Here is a 22719-nt window from a genome sequence, read left to right as displayed (position 1 = left end):
TGCAACTGCTATACTGGATAAATAAACAGCATCAGGAGTGATAGTGGCAAGAAGGCAATCCGCACCGCGTCTCGAATTTGAAGCGGCAGCAATTTATGAATATCCCGAACACCTGCGTCCATGGCTTGAAGCGCTGCCAAAGCAGCCAGGGGTGTACCTGTTTCACGGTGAAAGCGAGACTCTGCCGCTTTATATCGGGAAAAGCATCAATATCCGCAGTCGGGTGCTGTCTCACCTGCGCACGCCGAACGAAGCCGCAATGCTACGCCAGGCGCGGCGTATTACCTGGCAACGCACGGCGGGCGAACTCGGCGCTTTATTATTAGAAGCGCAGCTCATCAAAGAGCAGCAGCCTTTGTTTAATAAACGCCTGCGGCAAAACCGCCAACTGTGTTCGTTACGTTTGATGGACTCCCGCCCACAGGTGGTCTACGCGAGCGAACTGGATTTCTCACAGCAAAACGATCTCTATGGTCTGTTTGCAAACCGCCGCGCAGCGCTCCAGGCACTGCAAAAAATCGCCGATGAACATCGCCTCTGTTACGGACTTATGGGGCTGGAACCGCTCAACCGTGGCCGCGCCTGCTTTCGTTCCGCGCTGGGCCGCTGCGCGGGTGCCTGCTGTGGTAAAGAAAGCACAGACGCGCACCATCAACGACTGCGTGAAAATATGCAAAAAATGCAGTTGGTATGCTGGCCGTGGCCCGGCGCGGTCGCGCTGGAAGAAAGCAGTGGTGACATGACGCAATATCACATCATTCATAACTGGCTGTGGCTGGGTGCCGTCGATTCTCTATCGCAAGCGTCAGCGTTAACGCGCCTGTCGGCCAAATTTGATCATGACGGTTATAAAATATTGTGCAAACCGCTGCTCAGCGGCAGCTATAAGCTTCATCCGCTATGAGCTGATTAGCCCCGGTTTACGCCGGGGCTATTTCTCCGCATTTACCAGCCGCCTCCGCCTCCGCCGCCCGAACCACCGCCGGACGAGCCGCCGCCGGAAGATCCCGAACCGCTGTAGCTCGAGCCTGATGAGCCAGATCCTGAACTGCTGCTGGGCGTTGGCATCGAAGACGTTCGGCAGGACTCGCTGAAGTGACTTACGCTCCCCCAGTCGGCGCTGGCAAACGCCGCCGACATTGCGCCGGTACTGCTCAGATAGTGCGCAAAGGTATCGGCCCAGGTTTTCCCCACCCCGAGCGCCAGCGCAACCGGCAGCAGCTCTTCAAAGTGGGTAATCATCTGTGCGGGCGGATAGATAATCTGATAACGATGCTTTTCAGCGGTGCCGAGATACAGTTTCAACCCTTTGGCGATAGCTAACTCATCCAGCCCCTGTTGCGTATAACGAGGCGTTTTCCAGCCGACAAAAATGCATAGCACGATCGCGGCCAGCAGCGCGCCGATATAACCGGCAGGAAGCTGGGTTACAGGCAATATCCCGAAGAGAAAAAGCCCTCCCCCCAGCGTCGCTAAAGGTCCAAAGATCACAGCAAAAAATAGCAGGCCCATCCCCCAGGCGCGCCGCATTTCCCGTGGATGGCATAAAAAGCGCAGCAGAAAAGTTAACATCGTCCCGCCGATCAGCATAAAGAGCGCAGCCGGGATGGTGAGCAGCGCGGCCTCAACGTTAACCCAGATACCGCAAATCACCGGCATCAGCAGTGCAATATAGATGCAGCGTCGCAGCGGCTGCGCCCATTTGCGAAACAGTTTCGCTCGCTGGGATTCACAGCGTTTCTCCTGCCGATCGCGGCCATTCTGCATCGACTTCTGATGGGCTACGCTGAGGTCGATATTCTTTCTTTTGCCTTTAAATAGCGTGCTTAATAGCTGTAGATCATCGCTGTTTAAGCGGCTGTTCCCCTCAACGGGCAAACGAGTCAGCATCTGTTTTTCGCCCGAGTCTGAAAGCCAGGGACTATGGGATTGATTTTCGTCCCCCTTCACCGCCATCCCACGCTTCGCTACCAGCCCCAAAAGGTCGCTACTAAAAGCGATATCATCATATTTACGCCGGATGAGAAAACGCAGATAGCCAGGCGACATCCCGGCAGGCAGCGAAAAGAGCGGCACGACCGGCGGCTTCCTCAGCCCGGCTTTGATCACGTGTTTTCGCCACCAAAGGCCGTAGTACAACGCCATCAGTAGCAACGGCAGCCATATCACACTGGTCTTCAGCGTCGGAATAAGGAGATGCACCAGCGGCAACGCGGCTTCCGGTGCCGGAGCAGCAGCAAGAATCGCCCGCGGCCAGGTATAGACAACGGTCAGCCCTTCCCCTTTTGCCAGCGGCCGCAGAGTACGCACGCTACCGTCGGGCAGAACCTCCGCATTGTGCTCCTTGGTCCCTGCGAATCCGGTATACACGTCAATAGAGCGCAGCCTGGCGTCTTTGGAGTCTACATTGAGATTATCGGCTGCTCCCGGCAGCTCCAGACGAAAGCTGGCCCTGGTTATCGGCCAGGCCCAGTCGTTTCCCGTCACGTTCCAGTAAAGCTCATCCCACTCGGGAAAGCGGCTGAAATGGTTACTGATCTGATAGCGAATCTCATAATTGTAGATCCCCGGCCTGAGGGTTTGTTGTGCGCTCCCAATACGCAACGTCAGCGTTTTGGCCTCTTTATCAAGGCTATAGAGCTCATATTCACCATCGCGCGAAACCGATTTAATCTCATAATCAACGCTGAAAATCTTGCCGTCCTGGCGGTTCCAGGTCAGCGGTAGCGTGCGGAAAATCCCTCTGCGGATCTCTTTTCCCAGCGCAAGCACCTTAATATTTTCTTGCATCTCCATGCTGCCATCCGGGTTAAAACGCGCCCGGGAGTCAAAAGAGAGAATATGCTCATACGCCGGGATCGCACCTGGCGGGAGCTGCGAGGCATCTTTGAGAATAATCACGTTATCTGAAGCGAATATGGCATTACTGGCCAAAAACAGCAGCAGCCCGAAAACACGCAGCAGGCGGGTGGACAAATTGAACATGCAATCACTCCATCCGAGGCGATTTGGCCTCTTCGGGAGAGTCCAGCTCAAAAAACACTTCTGTTTTAAAATTAAACAGCCGCGCAAGCAGCAGACTGGGGAAAGACTCCACCAGAATATTGAAATCGCGTACCGTACCGTTGAAGTAGCGGCGAGCCATTTGCAACTGCTCTTCTATTTCGCTGAGGGATTGTTGCAGGGAGAGAAAGTTTTCGCTGGCTCTGAGCTCAGGATAAGCTTCGCCGAGCGCAAATATGCGCCCCAGCGTGCCAGCGTAGCTGCGCTCGTTATCCGCTATCTGACGAGTATTGCCCACCAGTTCGCCACGCTGGCGGGATATCTCTTCCAGCAGTTCCTTTTCATGCTGCGCATAGCGTTTCACCAGGCTTAGCAGATTAGGTGCCAGGTCGTGACGACGTTTGAGCTGTACGGCAATGCCGCTCCAGGCTTCATCTTTGAAACGCTGCAGGGAGATAAAACGGTTATAGGTCATGACGACCCAGACGAGTACCACAACGATAATGGCCAGACCGATATACATTTCCATATGTTAAATCCATAAAATAGCAGGCAGCATTAATATTTTGCATGCACCTGCAATGATACCAAGGGTATCTATCCTGACACACTCGACCCCGTGGGGTAAATCGGGTTTAACTAACCGGGCATTTTTCGGTTAACCGGCTATATATAAAGAAAAAACCGCCGGCCCTGCCCAAAGCCTGTTGGCATTATTGGGCAAGACCGGCGGTCTTAAGTCAGCGCGCTGAGTTATTCAGCTGGTGCAGGCATTTTACCTTCAGGCGCTTTACGTTCTGTCAGATGCTTCTCAAAATTGGCATTAAACTGTTTTTTCTGTTCCGGCGTCAGAATGTTGTAAATCTTGTTCTGGGTTTCCAGACGGGCCAGCGCCATCTCTTTGTGCTGGGCTTCCATCTTATCAATCTGTGCTTCCGCCTTCGCTTTATCGAAGGTGTCGCTGGCGACCAGTTCATGCATCGCGCGGCGTTCATCCAGAGACGGACGCTTCATATTTTCACGCTGGCCTTTCATGATGTCGCGAATTTGCGTTTTCTGCGCATCGGTCAGGTTCAGACCTTTGAACATCATTTCGTGCGGGCCGCCTTTGCCTTTATGATGCATCATCGGCTTGCTGTCGGTTGGAGTGGCGGTAGCGTCTGCCGCGTGAGCCAGGTTAGCCGCGCCCAGAGCCAGAGTAGAGGCAACAAACAGTGCAGTAATCTTCTTCATAGTTCAATCCTTACTTTGCGTTATTCTTACGGCGCGTTGCCGTGTTGACGAGATAAACTTTACGACGTTTATCGTCAATTAGTCAGAGCAAGCGTAAAACAATGAAAGTGTAAAAAACATTTTCTCGCCAATTGTGGAGAAAATATGAAAAATAAGGAGAGAATTGCAAGGATAAATAATTAACAGGCTGTTTTATCGAGAAATTATGGAGATTATAAATCAGCAAAGATTAAAAACAAAGCATTTAACCAGGAATAATCTGCAATCAATCTTCAGCGCACAAAAAAATAAGATTAAGGCGGAAAGCCAATTACGCAATACCCCGCCGCCCGACCGGACGACGGAATATCTAGAACCGCTCCAGCATCAGCCCGGCCCGCTGGCCAAAAGCAACGCCAGGGTTGGGAAACAGCACATATTCCTGCGCTCTTTCCACCACGTAGCGGATATCGCCATCTTCGGCCAGCAGCGTACCGGCGGTGAACGACGTGAAGTTGAGCGTCTGCGCCGACATATGCAGTCGAAACAGTTCGCTGCTGCGGGTGATTTGCTGTATCACCCGGTAGCGCAGCGGCGTTTGCCCCTCCTCCAGCGTCATATCCCCCGCCAGTAGACGTGCCAACGCATGTTGGGTCGCAGCAAACTGATTCAGATCGTTGTCGCCAAACGGTAACGCCTTGCCTAACTCCAGCGTACAGGAAAGCGCAGCAAAACGTTCACAGCTGAAATGGGTAAAGGTGCCGCCCGGTTGCTGATGAAACACCAGCGCTTCCAGACCCGCCGCGCCCAGCCAGCGCAGAAAATCGTCATCCCACGGTTTATCCCGCGCCGGAAGCACGCCAAATCGAGGATGGAGCGAGCCGCGAATGGCGGTGTGTAAATCCAAATGCCAGCGTTCCCCCGAGCTTGCGGCATAAAACCGCGTCACTGCACGTTCTAACTGCCTGGCGCGAGCGGTTTCATCACTGGGACTAAACGCTCGCCAGCGCTCACCAAACATACGGTTGATATCACTGTGCACATAGCGCTTGTTCGCTCGCAAAGCCGGTGGATTACCGAGGATCACCAGCAGCCGCCAGCGTAGCGGTAGCTCTCCGCGAAATAGCTGACGCAGCAGTAAATCAGTGATTTCAACCGGTGCGGTTTCATTACCGTGAAGCCCGGCTGACAGCACCAGCGAACGATCGCAGGACTCATGGGGGATAAGCTGCAAAATACCGCAGTCAAGCCAGTGCCAGCGAAAGTGCGCAGTTTGGCCATGAAAATGGTGGGGTAAACGCCCCGCCAGGGTTAATGCCAGAAAGTCATCCACAACGCCTCCTTATTGCTGGAACGGATAGACCGCGCCGAGGCGCAGGATTTGCGTTAAGCGATCCAGCGCCTCACGCCCTTCTCGCAGCAACTGCGGGTCGGCAAGATCCGCCTGAGTCAGACGATCGCGGTAGTAGCGGTCCACCCAGTCATTAAGCGTCGCGAACAGCCCGTCGTTCATCATGACCGCCGGATTGACGGCCTTCAGCTCGCTTTCGTTCAGCACCACCCGCAAGCGCAGGCAGGCGGGGCCACCGCCGTTGGCCATGCTTTCACGCAGATCGTAGACCTGCAGCTCGTCAATGGGGTTATCCTCAGCCACCAGCCGGTTAAGATAGCGCCAGACACCCGGATGCTCCTGCGCTTCCAGCGGCAGAATCAGCCGCATCCCGCCTTCGGGTTTACTGAGCAACTGACTGTTGAACAGATAGGTTGCCACCGCATCTTCGACCGAGACCTGGCTTGCCGGTACGACGAGAGGCGTAAATCCAGGAACCTGCTGCGCCAGCTGTTGCAGCAGCTGCGGCTGATCAACAAACGCCTGCTCGTGGCAGAACAACACCTGCTGGTTGCTCACCGCGATGACGTCATTATGAAAAACGCCTTTATCGATCACCGCCGGATTTTGCCGGGCGAAAATCACCTGCCGGGGATTAACCTGGTTCAGGCGGGCAACGGCCTGGCTGGCCTCCAGCGTCTGCCGCGCCGGGTAGCGCTGCGGGTGGCTTTCGCCCCCTTGCTGGCGACCATAAATAAACAGCTGTACGCCCGGCGCACCATATTCGCCGCCGAGGCGATTATGGTTTGCCGCCCCCTCGTCGCCGAACAGCGAGACCTGAGGCAGCGCGCCGTGTACCGCAAAGTGCTGTTCATCAGGGAAAATAGCCCGCAGCAGCGCTTCGGTGGTCGGCGCTTCGCTGGCGCGGTGGAATTTATCATTCAGATTGGCGACGGTCAGATGCACCCGCCCGTCCAGGGAATCAGCGGACGGCGAGACCGTGGCGGCGTTCGCCACCCACATCGATGAGGCGGAGCTGACCGCTGACAATAGATCGGGGGCCTGGCACGCCGCTTTTTCCAGCACCTGCTCATCGCTGCCGGTAAAGCCAATCTGGCGCAGCAGCGGCAAATTTGGTCGCTCCTGCGGCGGGATCAGCGCCTGCGGATAGCCCGCGTCAGCAAGGGCCTTCATCTTCTTTAGCCCCTGCTTCGCTGCCAGATGCGGGTTCGACACCCGATAGCGATGTTTGGTCGATGCCTCGTTACCAAACGATAATCCCGCATAGTGGTGGGTCAGACCCGGCAGCCCATCAAAGTTCACTTCCCAGGCTTTCATTGGGTTGGCTCCTGCTGGAAATCCAGCCCTGGGCTTAGCGTTGCCGGTAGCGACAAATCCGGTGACTCCAGGCTCGCCATCGGCCAGGCGCAATAGTCTGCGGCATACCAGGCGCCAGGGCGATGGTTGCCGGAGGCGCCGGTGCCGCCAAACGGCGCGGTGCTGGCGGCTCCGGTCAGCGGTTTGTTCCAGTTAACAATCCCGGCCCGCGCCTCCAGCAGCAGACGGTCAAACTTCTCGCGTTCAGCGGAGATTAGCCCGCACGAGAGCCCAAAGCGGGTCGCGTTGGCAAGGGTAATCGCCTCGTCAAAGTCGTCATAGCGCCAGACACAAAGCAGCGGGCCGAACACCTCTTCATCAGCCACCTGCGCCACCTCGCTCATCTCGACGATGCCGGGCGTCAGCAGGGACGTTCCGGCCTGCAGCAAGCGCGGCTCCAGCAGCGTCTTGCCACCGTTTGCCACATGCGCCAGCCACGCCTGATGAACCTTTTGCGCCGCCTGCGCTGAAATTAACCCACCGAGGAACGGCTGTGGGTCAGCATCCCACGCATCGGGGATGAGTTTTTGTGACACTGTCACAAGCCGTTGCAGAAACGCATCGCCCGCCTCACCGCGTTTAACCAGCAGACGACGCGCGCAGGTACAGCGCTGTCCGGCGGTAATAAACGCCGACTGAATCGTCAGATGGACAGCGGCGTCGATATCCTGCGGCTCATCGACAATTAGTGGATTATTGCCGCCCATTTCGAGGGCGAGAATTTTTTCCGGCTGGCCCGCCAGCTGTTTGTGCAGCTGGAAACCAGTATGCGAGCTGCCAGTAAACAGCAGGCCGTCGATATCCGCCTGCCCGCTCAGGGCCTCGCCGGTTTCACGTCCCCCCTGCAGCAGGTTAAGCACGCCCGCAGGCAGACCCGCCTCGGCCCACAGCCTCACCACCGCCTCACCGCTCTGCGGGGTCAGCTCACTGGGTTTAAAAACCACGGTATTTCCCGCCAGCAGCGCCGGAACAATATGCCCGTTAGGCAGATGTCCGGGAAAATTATAGGGGCCAAACACTGCCAGTACGCCATGCGGGCGGTGGCGCAGCGTCGCGGCTCCGTCGGCCATTGCGGTCTGCGCCTCTCCCGTACGGCTATGATAAGCACTCACTGAAATAGCCACTTTATTGATCATCGCAGTGATTTCCGTTGCCGCTTCCCAGCGCGGTTTGCCGGTCTCCTGAGCAATGATCGCCGTTAATTCCGTCTTGTTCGCCTCCAGCAGCGCGGCAAACTTTTCCGCTATCGTCCGACGCGCAGCGAAGGGCTGACGCGCCCAAGCCGGAAACGCCTGACGGGCAGCGCTCACCGCCAGCGTAACCTGCTCGGTATCCGCATCATTACCCTGCCACAGCAGCGCCTGGCTCACCGGATTGTTTTTAGTTCGGGCCGGGCCGCGACCGCTTTGCCAATCGCCATTAATCCATAAACTCATGATTTTTTCTCCTCGGGGCACAGGCGAACCAGTCTGACCGGGTCGCCGACGTGGCATTTCAGGGCATCGAGTTCGCGCGCGCTTAACATTAAGCGATCGGTTTCCGGATCTGCGTGAATTAACATGGCGCGAAACTGCTGATATTGCTCATTGGCGACCAGACACACTGGCCACTCTCCAGGCGCTGGCTCTCCTTCTGCGACGGTGACCAGCCGGCTTTTGCGAATCGCCCTGACGCGGTTAATTTCACACTCCAGCGTCGGACCGCCGTCGAAGATGTCGACGTAATTAAGATAGCGGAAGCCCTCTTTCTCCAGCACCGCGCGGGCCGGGGCCGTTTGCGGATGGACCTCGCCGATCACCGCGCGCGCCTCATCGGATAGAAAGTCGATGTACAGCGGATGCTTCGGCATCAGCGCGGCAATAAATGCCTTTTGTCCGGTGCCGCACAGGTAATCAGCGCGGGAAAATTCCATCGCAAAGAAACGTTTGCCGAGGCTTTCCCAGAACGGCGAATAGCCATGCTCATCGATAACCCCACGCATCTCCGCCACCACTTTTTCGTTGAAGCGCTCGCGGAACGCGGCCATAAACAAAAAGCGCGATTTCGACAGCAGGTAGCCGTTGCCCTCTTTGCGCCATTTCGGGTCGAGAAACAACGTACACAGTTCGCTGCTGCCAGTATGGTCGTTACTGAGAAACAGCGTCGGCAAGGCGTTATAGACGTTAAGCTCTTTCGAAGCATGGACCTGGGTCCCGACGCGGTAGTTGTACCAAGGATCGTTCAGCCCAACGGCAACCTCGATAGCGCAAATCCCCGCGACCGCGCCGCTGGTGCAATCCTCAAGTACGAACACATAGCCCTGTTCGCTTTTCGGCAGCTCACCGCGCCAGGTCATCTGCGAGCGCTCAATCCGCGCAGCGAGCGTCGCCTCATCAGCCGGAAGCGACGTCAGGCCGCCGCCGGTCTCGCCCGCCAGGGTCATCAACCCCGGCAGATCCCCTTTTTCAACAGGACGGATCACCATCATGATGAGACCCCCGCAAGAAAGTGTTTGCAGGCCAGCTCAAAGCGATCCAGCCCGCTGTTAACCTCTTCTTCACTGACAATTAGCGCGGGCGCAAAGCGCACCACGTTCGCACCAGCAATCAGGATCATCAGCCCATCTTCCGCCGCCTGGTTGCTGATAGCCTTCGCCTTCCCGGCATATTCCTCTTTCAGCACGCAGCCAATCAGCAGCCCCAGACCACGGATCTCTTTAAACAGGCCGTAACGCGCGTTAATGGCGTTGAGTCGTTCGCTAAACCACTGATGGCGCTGCTTAACGCCGTTGAGCACGGCTGGGGTATTGACGATGGATAACACCTCTCCAGCCACCGCGCAGGCCAGCGGGTTGCCGCCGTAGGTGGTGCCGTGGGTACCGACGGTCATTACGCTCGCGCAATGCTCCGTAGCCAGCAGCGCGCCAATCGGGAAACCACCGCCCAGCGCTTTAGCGGTCGAAAGCACGTCCGGCGTGACGCCATAGTGCATATAGGCGTACAGCTCACCGGTGCGTCCGACGCCAGTCTGCACTTCATCGAAAATCAGCAGTGCGTTATGCGCATCGCATAGCTCGCGCAGACCGCGCAGGAAATGGGGATCGGCTGGCACTACGCCGCCTTCCCCCTGCATTGGCTCGACAATCACCGCGCAGGTATCGTCATTAATCAGCGCTTTTGCCGAATCAAGATCGTTGTAAATAGCGTGCTGAATTTGCGGCGGCAACGGCGCGAAGTCCTGCGAATAGGCGGGCTGGCCGCCAGCGGAAACGGTGAACAACGTGCGGCCATGGAAGGCATTTTTGAACGCGACAATGCCGCTTTTCTGGCTACCGAAATGGTCGTGAGCGTATTTACGCGCCAGCTTGAGCGCCGCTTCGTTGGCTTCAGCCCCCGAGTTACAGAAAAAGACCCGGTCGGCAAAGGTGGCGTCAATCAGCTGTTTAGCCAGGCGCAATACCGGTTCATTGGTATAGCCGTTACCGGTATGCCAGAATTTCCCCGCCTGGTCGGTCAGTGCCTTCACCAGTTGAGGATTCGCGTGGCCGAGGGCATTAACCGCAATACCGCCGGCAAAATCGATATACTCTTTTCCCTGCTGATCCCACAGGCGTGAACCTTCGCCACGTACCGGAATAAAAGCCGCTGGCGCGTATACAGGCATCATCCATTCATCAAAGTTGCTACGCGTAATTGACTGAGACATATCGACCTCTTCCGGTAAATAAAAAGTTTAAATAATGTTAATAAATATGGTTATCACGGTGTAAATGTAGATTGCACGGTTCGTGCCAGCCAGAGGAAAAAATGCATAAATCGAGGTCAACAACGAAATATCAACAAGTTACAAAAGCCACTTATTCACACAAAATGCATAAAAAGTGAATAAAAATATCACGTGAGCCTTTTGCAGTGGAAAAAAAAGAAAGATTATGCAGAGGTAAGATATAATTCTGTAATTGTGATCCTCTACGAAATTTATCGGTAATATTCGCCCTTTTTTGGCGCATCGCGTTCCAGAATGGTGCACAGTTTGTGCAAACGGGCTATGGGCTACCGACCACAGCAATTGGCAGATTGACTGCTCCCCGCCCTAAAGGGCGAGAATTCCCACTTCACGGAACCGAACCTAAGCCGCTTTATGCGATTCAGGATTTACAGGCTCTCCGTGGGCTAACACTGCCAGCCCGGCAGCTTTGATATTACGGGCCGCGTTAACGTCACGATCATGGTCTGCGCCGCATTCTGGGCAGTGCCATTTACGAACATCAAGAGGCATCTTTTGCAGGGTGAAACCGCAACAGCTACAGCGTTTTGAGGACGGGAAAAACGGGTCGATTGCGACCACTGAACGCCCGGCCCATTCGCCCTTATATGCCAGCTGGCGCGTGAACTCACCCCAGCCTGCGTCTGCTATCGCTTTAGATAGCGACGGGTTGCGGAGCATGTTCTTCACCTTGAGGGATTCGACGCAAACGACTTGGTTATCGTTAATCAGTTTGCGGGTGGCCTTGTGCAAGACATCCATTCGGCAATCGGCAATTTTCGCGTGGAGTAGGGCCACCTTTAAGCGGGCTTTGGCGCGATTTTTCGAGCCTTTGGCCTTTTTACTTAAACGGCGCTGGAGTAGCGCCAGGCGTGCCGCGTATTTAGCGGTATGGCGGGGATTGCCGGACTTGAATCCGGTATCGGTGACGAATAAATCTTTTAAACCAACATCAATACCGACCATGGAAGCGATGATCGGCAGTGATACAGGCTCAAACTCGCAGAGGCACGAAACAAAGTACCGCCCGGCGGTATCTTTGCTGATCGTGACCGTGGAAGGGACAAATGGCAAAGGGCGACTCCAGCGCACGTCTAAAGGCGCTTTGCTCTTTGCCATGTACAACTTGCCATCACGGTATTTAAACGCAGCATCGGTGAGCGTAGCGGCCTGTTTATGGCGTTTGCTTTTGAATGTCGGGTATCTGGCACGTCCGGCGAAAAAGTTTGAGAATCCGGCTTGTTGGTGGCGCAAGGCTTGCTGTAGCGGCACGCTGGAAACGTCGTTGAGCCAGGCAAATTCTGGCTCCTTTTTCAGTGCTGTTAAGCGGGTGCTGGCTTGCGTATAGCCGATTTTCTCCTGGCGCTCATAGTACGCGTCAGTGCGCCAGCGAAGGATGCTGTTATAGATAAAACGCACGCACCCGAACGTTTGAGCCAAAAGCTCAACCTGATCGGGTGTTGGATAGAATCGATATTTATAGGCGCGTTTCATAGGGCTAATAAAATACGCTGAAAAATATAAGCGATGTTGACGAAGGTCAACAAAAATTACGCAGTTACCGCGCTTATATCCCCCCCCGATTGGGCGAGGTCTTACGCGCAAATTGATAAAACGTCTAAGCGCAGCCAGACCGGCGAATTTCTGCTACCATCCCTGCACTATTCACCTTGCACAGTGGCAGCAACTATGAAATTTGTCTCCTTTAATATCAACGGCCTGCGTGCCCGCCCGCATCAGCTGGCCGCCATCATCGACAAACACCAGCCCGACGTCATCGGCCTGCAGGAAACCAAAGTTCACGACGATATGTTTCCGCTTGAAGACGTGGCGAAGCTTGGCTACAACGTTTTTTATCATGGGCAGAAAGGTCATTACGGCGTCGCGCTTCTGACCAAAGAAACGCCTGTCTCCGTACGTCGCGGTTTCCCAAACGACGGTGAAGAGGCCCAGCGCCGCATTATCATGGCGGAAGTCCCTTCCCCATTTGGCAACGTCACGGTCATTAACGGCTACTTCCCGCAGGGTGAAAGCCGCGATCATGAAACCAAATTCCCGGCGAAAGCGGCGTTTTATCAAAATCTACAAAACTACCTGGATACCGAGCTGAACAAAGAAAATCCGGTGCTGATCATGGGCGATATGAATATCAGCCCCACCGATTTGGATATCGGTATCGGCGAAGAGAACCGCAAGCGCTGGCTGCGTACCGGCAAATGCTCGTTCCTGCCGGAAGAGCGTGAATGGATGGAGCGTCTGCTGGGCTGGGGTCTGGTCGATACATACCGCCATGCAAACCCGCAGGACAACGAGCATTTCTCGTGGTTCGATTACCGCTCGAAGGGCTTTGATGACAACCGCGGCCTGCGTATCGACCTGCTGCTGGCGAGTAATCCGCTGGCGCAGCGTTGTGTCGAAACCGGCATTGACTATGAGATTCGTGGCATGGAAAAACCGTCCGACCACGCGCCGGTTTGGGCAACCTTCAAACCATAAATCTCTCCCTGCATCAGGCTCTCTGCCCCGGAGAGCCTGAGCCATATCAAAAAAGCCGCGGTAATAGATTGTGAACGGCGGCAAACTATTATACTGTCGCGCGCACTTTTACCGCCCGCGCAAGACAGGAGAACCCAATGCAAAAGAAGCCGTCATAAAGCAGAATATAAGCTGCTTTTTGTTGTGGTCGTATTGAGCATTGTCGCCTGTATTATTCAGCAGTCGGGTTTTACCGAGCTGGTGACTCATTTTCATCATCTGCGCGAGGTTATCCTTCAGAGCGGAACCTTCGGCTATACGCTCTATATTCTGCTGTTTATTATCGCAACCTTGTGTTTGATGCCAGGAAGTATTTTGGTTATTGCCGGAGGGATTATTTTTGGCCCGCTGCTGGGCACCGTACTATCGCTGCTTGCCGCGACCGTCGCCTCTTCGCTTTCGTTTCTGTTTGCCCGCTGGCTGGGCCGCGATCTACTGTTAAAATATGTCGGACGGACGGCGATATTTCAGGCAATCGAAAAAGGTATCGCTCGTAGTGGAACCGATTTTTTAATTCTGACGCGGCTGATCCCGTTATTCCCTTATAATATTCAAAATTACGCCTATGGCCTGACGGCTATTCCGTTCTGGTCATTTACCTTTATTTCCGCCATCACTACCTTACCCGGCATATTTATATATACGCTGATGGCCAGCGAGCTTCTCCGCGACGGTATTACGCCCCTCTTTGTACTTAAACTGACTCTCGCTGGTCTGGCCTTATTTGCCCTGATACAGGCGGCGAAAAGATACGCCCGCTACCGGCGAATCGATACCGAACAACGACAGGCTGACGATGAAAAATTATAACGCGTACTATCGGGCGGCGATCGGCATCGTGCTGATCGTCGCCCTGCTGGCCTGGTGGCTGGTACCTGGCGTAAATACGTTTATGCAGCACAGCCTCGCGGCTTTTGCCACACTCGATCAGCAGGCGATTGAGCGCTTTATCGACTCCTGGGGTCCACAGGCGGCGCTCGTTTCCTTCGCACTGATGGTTCTGCAAGCTATCATCGCCCCGCTTCCCGCGTTCCTGATCACCTTCGCCAACGCGTCGCTGTTCGGCGCCTTTTGGGGCGGCGTGCTCTCATGGGTGAGCTCCATGACCGGCGCGGCGCTATGCTTTTTTATCGCCCGGGTATTGGGTCGCGAGGTGGTGGAGAAACTCACCGGTAAAAGCGTGTTGCAGAGTATGGATGGCTTTTTTACCCGCTACGGCAAACACACCATCTTAATTTGCCGCCTGCTGCCGTTCGTCCCTTTCGACCCGGTGAGCTACGCCGCCGGACTCACATCGATACGCTTTCGCCACTTTATGCTGGCCACCGGTGTCGGCCAGCTACCCGCGACAATTGTCTACTCCTGGGCCGGTAGCCTGCTCACCGGCGGCACCTTCTGGCTGGTGACCGGTTTATCGATTCTATTTGCGCTGGCAATTGTGGTGGTCGTCGCAAAAGCCCTCTATCTTGAACAGCAAAAGAGGAGTTCACGATGAGCTTACCGCCCCTGAAGTCAATTCCCCTGATCTTACGCCCGCAGGCCTGGCTGCACCGCCGCCACTACGGCGAAGTACTCAGCCCTATCCGCTGGTGGGGGCGCATTCCGCTGGTGTTTTACCTGGTATCGATGTTCGTCGGCTATCTGGAGCGCAAACGCTCACCCCTCGACCCGGTACTGCGATCGCTGGTCAGCGCCCGCATTGCGCAGCTCTGCTTGTGCGAGTTTTGTATTGATATTACCAATATGAAGCTGGCGGAACGTACCGGCAGCAGTGACAAGCTACTGGCGGTCGCCGACTGGCGAAACAGCGCATTGTTCAGCGAGCGTGAGCGGCTGGCACTGGAGTATGCCGAAGCCGCCAGCATGACGCCTCCGGTCGTCAACGATGCGCTGCGCAGTAAAATGGCCGCGCAATTTGATGCCCAGGCGCTGACCGAACTCACGGCGCTTATCGGTTTACAGAACCTGTCGGCGCGCTTTAATTCGGCGATGGCGATCCCCGCACAGGGGCTATGCCAGATCCCAACCGATTCAAAACCATAAGGAGTGGTTATGCGCAGTTTGTTGATCCTGGCTTTACTATTGCTCTCTCCATTGACTGCCAGCGCCAACTGGCAATCCACACAACAAGAAGCCCGCGGTCAGACGGTATGGTTTAACGCCTGGGGTGGAGATCCGGCGGTCAACCGCTATCTCGATTGGGTCAGCGGCGAAGTAAAGCGTGATTACGCCATCGACCTGCGCATCGTGCATATCGCCGACGCCGCAGACGCAGTTAAACGCATCCAGACCGAATCCCGGGCCGGGCGCAGTCAAGGTGGTTCCATCGATCTGCTGTGGGTAAACGGCGAAAACTTCCGCACTCTGAAAAGCGCAAATCTACTGCAAACTCAATGGGCGGAAACGCTGCCCAACTGGCGCTTTGTCGATACGCAAAAACCGGTACGTGAAGATTTCTCCATTCCCACCGACGGCGCGGAATCACCGTGGGGCGGCGCGCAGCTCACCTTTATCGCCCGCCGCTCACAAACGCCTGATGCTCCCAAAAATGCGCAGGAACTGCTGACGTTCGCCGCCGCGCATCCCGGTAGCGTCACCTATCCGCGCCCGCCAGATTTCACCGGCACCGCTTTTCTCGAACAACTGCTGCTGACGCTGACCCAACAACCCGATGCCCTGAGCCAGCCGCCGCAGGAGGCCACCTTCGCCGCCGTGACCGCGCCGCTGTGGCAGTATCTCGACCATCTTCACCCTCTGCTGTGGCGTCAGGGCCGCGACTTCCCGGCCTCGCCCGCCCGTATGGATACGATGCTGACGAGCGGTACGCTCAAGCTTTCATTGACCTTCAACCCGCTTCACGCGCAGCAAAAAGCAGCCAGCGGCGAACTACCGGAGGACAGCTACGGTTTTGGCTTCACGAAGGGCATGCTCGGTAACGTCCACTTTGTGGCGATCCCAGCCAACGCACGCGCCACGGCGGGCGCAAAAGTGGTCGCCAATTTCCTGCTCTCGCCCGAAGCGCAACTGCGCAAAGCTGACCCGGCAATATGGGGCGACCCCAGCGTGCTGGATCCGGCGAGTTTAACGGATACTCAGCGCCAGGCCTTTAACGCCGTTGTGCCGCAAAATATGCCGCCGATGCTGGGCGAACCGCACGCAGCCTGGGTTGATGCGCTGGAGCAGGAATGGCTGCGCCGCTACGGTACGCACTAACGCTGCTAACCTGGGGAGCGGTGGCGCTGATCTATTTGCCGCTGCTCCCGGCGGCTTCACTGATGGCGCTGCCAGCACTGCGCCTCTCCTGCTGGCAGGCGCTGTTTGCCGATCCACAGTTCACTCAGGCGTTAACGGCGACTCTGGTTTCGACGCTGCTGTCGGTTGGCGGCGCGCTGCTTATCACCGCCACTGTTGTTGCCGCACTCTGGCCATCGACTGGCTGGCAACGGCTGGTGAGAAGGCTTCCGCTGCTGCTGGCGGTGCCCCACATCGCTTTCGCCACCGCTGCCCTGCTGCTGTTTGCCGAGGGCGGCTGGCTCTATCGCCTCTGCCCCTTTTTATCCCCCACGGTCGACCGCTACGGCATCGGTATGGGCCTGACGATGGCGGTTAAAGAGAGCGGTTTTCTGTTGTGGGTGGTTTATGGCCTGTTGGGTGAGAAGCGTCTGGCCGGGCAGGCCACTGTATTGAAAAGCCTCGGTTATGGTCGCTGGCAGTGCCTGAATTGGCTGGTTTTACCGACGCTGCTTCCGTCGCTGTCGATAGTGCTGCTGGCGACCACCGCCTGGAGCCTTTCGGTGGTGGACGTCGCGCTGGTGATCGGCCCCGGCAACCCGCCGACGCTGGCGGTGCTGGCATGGCAATGGCTAAACCAGGGCGATGATGCACAGCAGGCCAAAGGCGCTATCGCCAGCCTGGTCTTGCTGTTGATCCTCGCCGTTATGGCGACCGGGGCATATGGCGCGTGGCATCTCTGGCGTCGGCGAATACCGCGCGTTGAGGGAATGCGTCAACCGCAGCCGCGAGCGCTGGCGGGGAAAACGTTCGCCATTTTCCTGCCACTGTGCGGCGTGGTCTGCGCCCTGTTTCTCGCGGCCGTCGCGCAAAATACCCAGCCGGTCAGCGAGAGCGTCAGCAATAGTTTATGGTTGGGGATATGCTCAGCGCTTATCGGAGCGGTGATTTGCCTGCTATGGCTGGAGCTTGGACCCTCCCGCGTCAGTGGATGGATTTGGCTACCGCTGGTTCTGCCCGCGTTACCGCTGGCGGACGGGCAATATCAGCTGGCGCTGTATGCATGGCTGGATGGCGAGTGGCTCACCGTTTTGTGGGGACATCTGCTGTGGGTGGTGCCGTGGATGCTGTTTATCCTGCGCCCGGCGTGGCGTAGTCTCGACCCGCGCACGGTGCTGGTTGCGCGCACCCTCGGCTGGCAACGGGGGCGCATTTTCTGGCTGGTCACTCTGCCCTCGCTAACGCGCCCTTTGTTGACCGCGCTGGCGGTTGGCTTTTCAGTGAGCATCGCGCAATATCTGCCAACTCTGTGGCTGGGGGCCGGACGTATTCCAACGCTCACCAGCGAAGCCGTGGCCCTGAGCAGCGGCGGTGATACGGCAACCCTCGCCGCCCAGGCGTTATGGCAGCTTCTTTTACCGGCGATTTTCTTTGCCCTCACCGCCCTGCTGGCCTGGCTGACGGGCCGCTATCGACAAGGATTACGCTAATGTTGACCGTCAAAAACTTAACCCTGGAGCTCGATAAACAGTCGCTGCTGCGCAATGTGGATTTTTCAGTGGTTCCCGGTGAAGTCCTGACGCTGATGGGGCCATCCGGTAGCGGAAAGTCGACCCTGTTTGCCTGGATGGTGGGTGTGCTGGAAGAGAATTTCCGCGCCTCCGGCGAACTATGGCTGGATAACCAGCGCTGCGATAATTTGCCAATCGAGCGGCGACGCATCGGTATTTTGTTTCAGGATGCGCTGCTGTTCGACCACTTCAGTGTGGGGCAAAATCTGCTGCTAGCGCTTCCTGCAGACATTAAAGGGATGCAGCGAAAAACGCAGGTGGAACAGGCGCTGGAGCGCGCCGGGCTGGCGGGTTTCTATTCCCGCGATCCAGCGACGCTTTCCGGCGGCCAGCGCGCGCGGGTCAGCCTGCTGCGGTCCCTGCTGGCCCGACCGCGAGCGCTGCTGCTGGATGAACCGTTTAATCGCCTCGACGTTGACCTGCGCGCCGACTTTCGCCAGTGGGTATTCGACGAACTGGCACGTCTGGCGATCCCTGCGGTGCTGGTCACCCATGACAGCCAGGATACTCCCATTGGGGGGCGCTGTTTGCATATGAGCCTCTGGCATTGAAAGCCTGCGCTATCGCAAAGAATTATTCACTGATAACGCGGAGAATTGCCGCTCAATTTTCTACTGTCGGGCATTTCGATGAAACGTGTTTCTCAATTGACCGCACTCGCCCTACTGATGGGGCTTGCTGCTACTTCCACCCTCGCCGCTGAAACCATGCCAACGCTCACGCTTTCCACCCTGCAACAGCAAAACGGCGTCGCTATTGATACGCGTCTCAGCGCTTTCTATAACGGTTGGCCGCAAAGCGCCAACGGCCCGCAGGGCCATGAACCTAAAGCGCTTAACCTTTCCGCCAACTGGCTTGGTGCCATGAGCGACGAGCAAATCAGCGACTGGGCTAAGCAACATAATTTACAGGCGACAACGCCGATTGCGCTGTACGGCAATGCGGACGACAACGCCAAAGTCGCAGCACGGCTTCAGGCCGCCGGATTTACCCATCTCAGCACGCTCGGCGATGCCTTGAGTCAGTCAGATCGGCTGCAAAAGCTGCCGCATTTTGAGCAACTGATTTATCCGCAGTGGCTGCACGACCTTCAGCAGGGTAAAAAGGTGACCGCAGCCCCTACCGGACAATGGAAGGTGTTTGAAGCCGCCTGGGGCGCGCCGAAGTTTTATTTGCTCAACCATATTCCGGGTGCCGGTTATATCGACACCAGCGAGGTTGAAAGCGAGCCGCTGTGGAATAAAGTCTCCGACGAGCAGCTTAAAGCGATGCTGGCAAAACACGGTATTCGCCATGACACCACGGTGATTCTGTACGGTCGAGACGTGTATGCCGCAGCCCGCGTGGCGCAGATCATGCTGTATGCCGGGGTGAAAGATGTGCGCCTGCTCGATGGCGGCTGGAAAACCTGGTCCGATGTCGGGCTGCCGGTCGAGCGCGGAACGCCGCCGAAACAGAAATCCGAGCCGGATTTCGGCACGACGATTCCGGGTCAGCCACAGCTGATGCTCAATACCGAACAGGCTCGCGCCCTTCTGCATCGTCAGGACGCTTCGCTGGTAAGCATTCGTTCCTGGCCGGAGTTTATTGGCACCACCAGCGGCTACAGCTACATCAAGCCGATGGGTGAGATTGCCGGTGCCCGCTGGGGGCACGCCGGAAGCGACTCCACTCACATGGAGGATTTCCATAATCCGGACGGCACCATGCGCAGCGCCGATGATATCGCTGCGATGTGGAAATCATGGAATATTCTGCCGAGCCAGCAGGTCTCTTTCTACTGCGGCACCGGCTGGCGCGCCTCAGAAACGTTTATGTACGCCCGGGCAATGGGCTGGCAAAACGTCTCGGTGTACGACGGTGGCTGGTACGAGTGGAGCAGTAATCCGAAAAACCCGGTTTCTCGCGGGGAGCGCGGTCCGGACAGCAGTAAGTAATTCGCTTATTAGCAACATGCGCCGCCGGGAAACAGCTTTGCTGCGTGCTGCTTCCCGGAGGCGATGCTACGCATCTGTCCGGGCTACCGGACCGCAGACGACGGTGAACCCGCCGCCCGGCATCAAACATGCTCACTAAACTCCCACCTGTTTAAGTGTGACATAACCACTCCACACCCGCGTAAAGGTCGTCAGCCAGCACAGCGCGCCAAAAATCCACGCCAACCAGGCAAACCATTCAGGGAACAGGCAGCCCAGCACAAACAGCGCGATGGTCTCCGTCCCTTCCGTTAGTCCGCCAATATAATAAAACGATTTATGGGCATAGCCCGGATTATCTATCTGATGCTTCGCCGCCAGCGCAGCAAAGGCCAGAAAGCTGCTGCCGGTACCGATAAAAGCAAACAGCAGCCAGCCGCCCGCCAACGCATTGTGCGTCGGGTCGGCGAGGATAAAGCCAAACGGCACCAGCGCGTAAAACAGGAAATCGAGCGAAATATCCAGAAAGCCGCCTGCGTCGGTCAGCCCGCGCCGCCGGGCCAGCGCGCCGTCTAAACCGTCCAGCAGGCGGTTGAATACTATCGCCGCCAGCGCCGCCTGATACCAGCCCAGCGCCAGGAACGGCAGCGCCAGCACGCCAATCGCAAAACCAAACAACGTCAGGCCATCGGGAGAAATTGCAGGGCGATCCAGCAGCGCGGCGATGGCGTTGAGCACGGGTTTAAGTCGAGGATGTAAATGGCGGTCAAGCACGGAGTCTCTCCAGCGGGTTTAGGGTTGTTTGAACGGCAGGAAGGCGGTGATAATAGGCCATTATCCCGCACAGAGCGATGATTCACATGCTAAAAACCATTGATGTTGTTGCCGCCATTATCGAACGCAACGGGCAAATTTTGCTGGCACAACGGCCTGCGCACGCCGACCAGCCGGGGATGTGGGAATTTGCCGGTGGTAAAGTCGAGCCAGGCGAAACACAAGCTCAGGCGCTGACCCGTGAGCTTCAGGAAGAACTCGGGATCGTCGCCCAACCGCAATGCTATATCGCCAGCCATCAGCGCGAAGTCTCCGCCCGCCTGATTCACCTTCACGCCTGGTGGGTCCCGCAATTTAGCTGCGAGCCAACAGCCCACTACCACAGCCAGCTACGCTGGTGCTCGCCGCAGGAAGCCTTAACCTTCAATCTTGCGCCAGCCGACATCCCCCTGCTGGAAGCCTTTATCGCCCAACGTGCATCTCTCCTTTCCCGCTAATTTTGTCAGGCTATTGTCATCGTTTTTGATTATGACCAAAGCCTAATTATAAATTTTGCTTTCTGGACAATTTTTCCTTGCTTAACTAACGATTCCCGGTGGTATAGTCGGAAAATCGGCCTTTTCAAGAGCCGAATCATAATAAATAAATGCAATCACAATCATAAGGGGAACTTATATCAATGGATCAGACGTGCACTCTGGAAGGTTTTCTCGCCCGCGTTCAACAGCGCGATCCAAATCAAACTGAATTTGCTCAGGCAGTCCGCGAGGTGATGACCACCCTGTGGCCTTTCCTTGAGGAAAATCCGCGCTATCGTCAGCTGAATTTGCTTGAACGTCTGGTTGAACCAGAGCGTGCTATCCAGTTCCGCGTTGTTTGGGTTGATGACCGTAATCAGGTTCAGGTAAACCGCGCATGGCGCGTGCAGTTCAACTCCGCTATCGGCCCGTACAAGGGCGGTATGCGTTTCCACCCATCGGTAAACCTATCGATTCTGAAATTCCTCGGTTTTGAACAAACCTTCAAAAACGCCCTGACCACCCTGCCTATGGGCGGCGGTAAAGGCGGTAGCGACTTCGATCCTAAAGGCAAGAGCGATGGCGAAGTGATGCGTTTCTGCCAGGCGCTGATGACCGAACTGTATCGTCATCTTGGCCCGGATACCGACGTTCCGGCAGGTGATATCGGCGTAGGCGGTCGTGAAGTGGGCTTTATGGCCGGGATGATGCGCAAGCTCTCCAACAACAGCGCCTGTGTGTTCACTGGTAAAGGCCTCTCCTTCGGCGGCAGCCTGATTCGTCCGGAAGCAACCGGTTACGGCCTGATCTACTTCACCGAAGCAATGCTGAAACGCCACGGTTTGGGCTTTGAAGGCGCTCGCGTCGCAGTTTCCGGCTCGGGCAACGTCGCGCAATATGCCATTGAGAAAGCGATGGAGCTTGGCGCGCGCGTTATTACGGCTTCCGACTCTAACGGCACCGTGGTTGACGAAGCTGGCTTCACCAAAGAAAAACTGGCCCGCCTGATCGATATTAAAGAACGCAGCCATGGTCGCGTAGCCGATTACGCCCGCGAATTCGGCCTGACCTATCTTGAAGGCAAGCAGCCGTGGGGCGTACAGGCAGATATCGCGCTGCCGTGCGCAACGCAGAACGAGCTGGACGTCGATGCTGCCCGTCAGCTGATTGCTAACGGCGTGAAGGCCGTCGCGGAAGGCGCCAACATGCCAACCACTATCGCGGCAACCGACCTGTTCCTCGAAGCGGGCGTCCTGTTCGCGCCGGGTAAAGCGGCTAACGCCGGTGGCGTGGCAACCTCTGGCCTGGAAATGGCGCAGAACGCCGCGCGCATGGGCTGGAAAGCGGAGAAAGTTGACGCTCGCCTGCATCACATCATGCTGGACATCCACCACGCCTGTGTGGAATACGGCGGTGAAGCGAAGCAGACCAACTACGTTCGCGGCGCGAATATCGCCGGTTTCGTGAAGGTCGCTGACGCCATGCTGGCTCAGGGTGTGATTTAAGAC

General features: G+C 56.6%; 21 protein-coding genes. 11 read left to right on the top strand and 10 right to left on the bottom strand.

What is annotated here, in order from left to right; genetic code table 11:
- Positions 1 to 43: 43 nt before the first annotated feature.
- Positions 44 to 904: an excinuclease Cho gene (gene cho / locus HV127_RS19620; protein WP_182238102.1), complete on the top strand. Its 861-nt coding sequence runs from the start codon at positions 44 to 46 to the stop codon at positions 902 to 904.
- A gap of 41 nt (positions 905 to 945) precedes the next feature.
- Here cho and HV127_RS19615 read toward each other — a convergent pair whose 3' ends face one another.
- From HV127_RS19615 to HV127_RS19575, 9 genes are all read right to left on the bottom strand, one after another.
- Positions 946 to 2985 carry a DUF2207 domain-containing protein gene (locus HV127_RS19615; RefSeq protein ID WP_182238099.1) on the bottom strand — a complete coding sequence of 680 codons (2040 nt, stop codon included), beginning with the start codon at positions 2983 to 2985 and terminating at the stop codon, positions 946 to 948.
- A gap of 4 nt (positions 2986 to 2989) precedes the next feature.
- On the bottom strand, positions 2990 to 3532 hold the full coding sequence (locus tag HV127_RS19610) for a LemA family protein (protein ID WP_182238097.1): 543 nt from the start codon (positions 3530 to 3532) through the stop codon (positions 2990 to 2992).
- A 224-nt stretch (positions 3533 to 3756) separates the two neighbouring features.
- Positions 3757 to 4236, bottom strand: a complete 480-nt coding sequence (gene spy / locus HV127_RS19605; RefSeq protein ID WP_110273546.1) for an ATP-independent periplasmic protein-refolding chaperone Spy — start codon at positions 4234 to 4236, stop codon at positions 3757 to 3759.
- Positions 4237 to 4585: 349 nt separating this feature from the next.
- Complete coding sequence (astE, locus tag HV127_RS19600; protein WP_182238095.1) at positions 4586 to 5548, bottom strand: succinylglutamate desuccinylase; 963 nt, start codon at positions 5546 to 5548, stop codon at positions 4586 to 4588.
- A gap of 9 nt (positions 5549 to 5557) precedes the next feature.
- Complete coding sequence (gene astB / locus HV127_RS19595) at positions 5558 to 6883, bottom strand: N-succinylarginine dihydrolase (protein ID WP_182238093.1); 1326 nt, start codon at positions 6881 to 6883, stop codon at positions 5558 to 5560.
- Positions 6880 to 8358: a succinylglutamate-semialdehyde dehydrogenase gene (astD, locus tag HV127_RS19590; RefSeq protein ID WP_182238091.1), complete on the bottom strand. Its 1479-nt coding sequence runs from the start codon at positions 8356 to 8358 to the stop codon at positions 6880 to 6882. The genes astB and astD overlap by 4 nt, the downstream gene beginning before the upstream one ends.
- Positions 8355 to 9389 (bottom strand): arginine N-succinyltransferase, encoded by a 1035-nt coding sequence (astA, locus tag HV127_RS19585; protein ID WP_182238089.1) that lies wholly within the window; start codon positions 9387 to 9389, stop codon positions 8355 to 8357. Before astA ends, astD begins: the two co-directional genes overlap by 4 nt.
- On the bottom strand, positions 9386 to 10606 hold the full coding sequence (locus HV127_RS19580; RefSeq protein WP_182238087.1) for an aspartate aminotransferase family protein: 1221 nt from the start codon (positions 10604 to 10606) through the stop codon (positions 9386 to 9388). The genes astA and HV127_RS19580 overlap by 4 nt, the downstream gene beginning before the upstream one ends.
- Positions 10607 to 11029: 423 nt before the next feature.
- Positions 11030 to 12160, bottom strand: coding sequence for an RNA-guided endonuclease TnpB family protein (locus tag HV127_RS19575; RefSeq protein ID WP_182238085.1), 1131 nt, complete (start codon positions 12158 to 12160; stop codon positions 11030 to 11032).
- A 195-nt stretch (positions 12161 to 12355) separates the two neighbouring features.
- Between HV127_RS19575 and xthA the strand changes: the two genes are divergently transcribed.
- From xthA to HV127_RS19535, 8 genes are all read left to right on the top strand, one after another.
- Positions 12356 to 13162, top strand: coding sequence for an exodeoxyribonuclease III (xthA, locus tag HV127_RS19570; protein ID WP_182238083.1), 807 nt, complete (start codon positions 12356 to 12358; stop codon positions 13160 to 13162).
- A gap of 183 nt (positions 13163 to 13345) precedes the next feature.
- The gene (locus HV127_RS19565) at positions 13346 to 14011 is read left to right on the top strand and encodes a TVP38/TMEM64 family protein (RefSeq protein ID WP_182238081.1); all 666 of its coding nucleotides are present in this window, start codon (positions 13346 to 13348) and stop codon (positions 14009 to 14011) included.
- Positions 13998 to 14696: a TVP38/TMEM64 family protein gene (locus HV127_RS19560; protein WP_181482591.1), complete on the top strand. Its 699-nt coding sequence runs from the start codon at positions 13998 to 14000 to the stop codon at positions 14694 to 14696. The genes HV127_RS19565 and HV127_RS19560 overlap by 14 nt, the downstream gene beginning before the upstream one ends.
- A complete protein-coding gene (locus HV127_RS19555; protein ID WP_182238079.1) occupies positions 14693 to 15244 on the top strand; it encodes a carboxymuconolactone decarboxylase family protein in 552 nt (183 codons plus the stop codon). Before HV127_RS19560 ends, HV127_RS19555 begins: the two co-directional genes overlap by 4 nt.
- A 9-nt stretch (positions 15245 to 15253) precedes the next feature.
- On the top strand, positions 15254 to 16414 hold the full coding sequence (locus tag HV127_RS19550; RefSeq protein WP_182238077.1) for an ABC transporter substrate-binding protein: 1161 nt from the start codon (positions 15254 to 15256) through the stop codon (positions 16412 to 16414).
- Entirely contained in the window at positions 16387 to 17922 is a 1536-nt protein-coding gene (locus HV127_RS19545) for an ABC transporter permease subunit (RefSeq protein ID WP_182238075.1), read from the top strand. Before HV127_RS19550 ends, HV127_RS19545 begins: the two co-directional genes overlap by 28 nt.
- Positions 17922 to 18554 (top strand): ATP-binding cassette domain-containing protein, encoded by a 633-nt coding sequence (locus tag HV127_RS19540; RefSeq protein ID WP_182238073.1) that lies wholly within the window; start codon positions 17922 to 17924, stop codon positions 18552 to 18554. The genes HV127_RS19545 and HV127_RS19540 overlap by 1 nt, the downstream gene beginning before the upstream one ends.
- A gap of 78 nt (positions 18555 to 18632) precedes the next feature.
- Positions 18633 to 19940 (top strand): sulfurtransferase, encoded by a 1308-nt coding sequence (locus HV127_RS19535; RefSeq protein ID WP_182238071.1) that lies wholly within the window; start codon positions 18633 to 18635, stop codon positions 19938 to 19940.
- 135 nt (positions 19941 to 20075) lie between these two features.
- Here the strand turns inward: HV127_RS19535 and HV127_RS19530 are convergent, their stop codons facing one another.
- Entirely contained in the window at positions 20076 to 20693 is a 618-nt protein-coding gene (locus tag HV127_RS19530; RefSeq protein ID WP_182238069.1) for a CDP-alcohol phosphatidyltransferase family protein, read from the bottom strand.
- Between the two features lie 86 nt (positions 20694 to 20779).
- Here HV127_RS19530 and HV127_RS19525 point away from each other — a divergent pair, with 86 nt between their 5' ends.
- Complete coding sequence (locus HV127_RS19525) at positions 20780 to 21190, top strand: pyrimidine (deoxy)nucleoside triphosphate diphosphatase (RefSeq protein ID WP_182238067.1); 411 nt, start codon at positions 20780 to 20782, stop codon at positions 21188 to 21190.
- A gap of 182 nt (positions 21191 to 21372) precedes the next feature.
- A complete protein-coding gene (gdhA, locus tag HV127_RS19520) occupies positions 21373 to 22716 on the top strand; it encodes an NADP-specific glutamate dehydrogenase (protein WP_110273561.1) in 1344 nt (447 codons plus the stop codon).
- Positions 22717 to 22719: the final 3 nt, after the last annotated feature.

Source organism: Klebsiella sp. RHBSTW-00215 (assembly GCF_014103785.1).
GTDB lineage: Bacteria > Pseudomonadota > Gammaproteobacteria > Enterobacterales > Enterobacteriaceae > Klebsiella.
Note: the sequence above shows the minus strand (reverse complement) of the source record. Positions and strands in the feature narration are given on the sequence as shown.

Coding starts and splice junctions, on each gene's coding strand:
- HV127_RS19550 (WP_182238077.1), top strand. CDS start 15,254: ATGCGCAGTTTGTTGATCCTGGCTTTACTATTGCTCTCTCCATTGACT.
- HV127_RS19525 (WP_182238067.1), top strand. CDS start 20,780: ATGCTAAAAACCATTGATGTTGTTGCCGCCATTATCGAACGCAACGGG.
- astD (WP_182238091.1), bottom strand. CDS start 8,358: ATGAGTTTATGGATTAATGGCGATTGGCAAAGCGGTCGCGGCCCGGCC.
- HV127_RS19545 (WP_182238075.1), top strand. CDS start 16,387: ATGGCTGCGCCGCTACGGTACGCACTAACGCTGCTAACCTGGGGAGCG.
- HV127_RS19615 (WP_182238099.1), bottom strand. CDS start 2,985: ATGTTCAATTTGTCCACCCGCCTGCTGCGTGTTTTCGGGCTGCTGCTG.
- HV127_RS19540 (WP_182238073.1), top strand. CDS start 17,922: ATGTTGACCGTCAAAAACTTAACCCTGGAGCTCGATAAACAGTCGCTG.
- xthA (WP_182238083.1), top strand. CDS start 12,356: ATGAAATTTGTCTCCTTTAATATCAACGGCCTGCGTGCCCGCCCGCAT.
- HV127_RS19610 (WP_182238097.1), bottom strand. CDS start 3,532: ATGGAAATGTATATCGGTCTGGCCATTATCGTTGTGGTACTCGTCTGG.
- astA (WP_182238089.1), bottom strand. CDS start 9,389: ATGATGGTGATCCGTCCTGTTGAAAAAGGGGATCTGCCGGGGTTGATG.
- gdhA (WP_110273561.1), top strand. CDS start 21,373: ATGGATCAGACGTGCACTCTGGAAGGTTTTCTCGCCCGCGTTCAACAG.
- astB (WP_182238093.1), bottom strand. CDS start 6,883: ATGAAAGCCTGGGAAGTGAACTTTGATGGGCTGCCGGGTCTGACCCAC.
- HV127_RS19535 (WP_182238071.1), top strand. CDS start 18,633: ATGAAACGTGTTTCTCAATTGACCGCACTCGCCCTACTGATGGGGCTT.
- HV127_RS19560 (WP_181482591.1), top strand. CDS start 13,998: ATGAAAAATTATAACGCGTACTATCGGGCGGCGATCGGCATCGTGCTG.
- spy (WP_110273546.1), bottom strand. CDS start 4,236: ATGAAGAAGATTACTGCACTGTTTGTTGCCTCTACTCTGGCTCTGGGC.
- HV127_RS19575 (WP_182238085.1), bottom strand. CDS start 12,160: ATGAAACGCGCCTATAAATATCGATTCTATCCAACACCCGATCAGGTT.
- HV127_RS19555 (WP_182238079.1), top strand. CDS start 14,693: ATGAGCTTACCGCCCCTGAAGTCAATTCCCCTGATCTTACGCCCGCAG.
- HV127_RS19580 (WP_182238087.1), bottom strand. CDS start 10,606: ATGTCTCAGTCAATTACGCGTAGCAACTTTGATGAATGGATGATGCCT.